1 rRNA gene is annotated in these 523 nt (G+C 49.8%); it reads left to right on the top strand.

The window, feature by feature from the left end:
- A 16S ribosomal RNA gene (locus DZ860_RS25355) occupies positions 1-323 on the top strand; the annotation flags it as partial.
- Positions 324-523 lie beyond the last annotated feature (200 nt).

The following is a 523-nucleotide window of genomic DNA, read 5'->3' on the forward strand; positions in this document are numbered from 1 at the left end:
GAGTCTATAGCCTTGGSCGACAGGCCCGGGTAATCTTAGAAATTTCATCGTGATGGGGATAGATCATTGCAATTGTTGGTCTTCAACGAGGAATTCCTRGTAAGYGCRAGTCATMAGCTYGCGYTGAYTACGTCCCTGCCCTTTGTACACACCGCCCGTCGCTCCTACCGATTGAATGRTCCGGTGAAGTGTTCGGATCGCGGCGWCGTGGGYGGTTCGCYGCCSGCGACGTCGCGAGAAGTCCACTAAACCTTATCATTTAGAGGAAGKARAAGTCGTAACAAGGTTTCCGTAGGTGAACCTGCGGAAGGATCATTATCATAACCCAAAAATATATAATGATGCATGCACCTGGCTTCTGATATTTTCTTGAGTACCCTGGCTTGGTGGTTATTACCCTAGGCTTCAGTGGTTGATATTTTCTTGACCGGGGTACCTAGCCTGTCGTATGCCCTGATGGTGTTCTCGTAACTTTCGGGTTGCCTGATCTGCCAAGGGCGATGGGACAGTGCATGACGCTATT

It is taken from the genome of Vibrio sinensis (assembly GCF_003605645.1).
Lineage (GTDB): Bacteria > Pseudomonadota > Gammaproteobacteria > Enterobacterales > Vibrionaceae > Vibrio > Vibrio sinensis.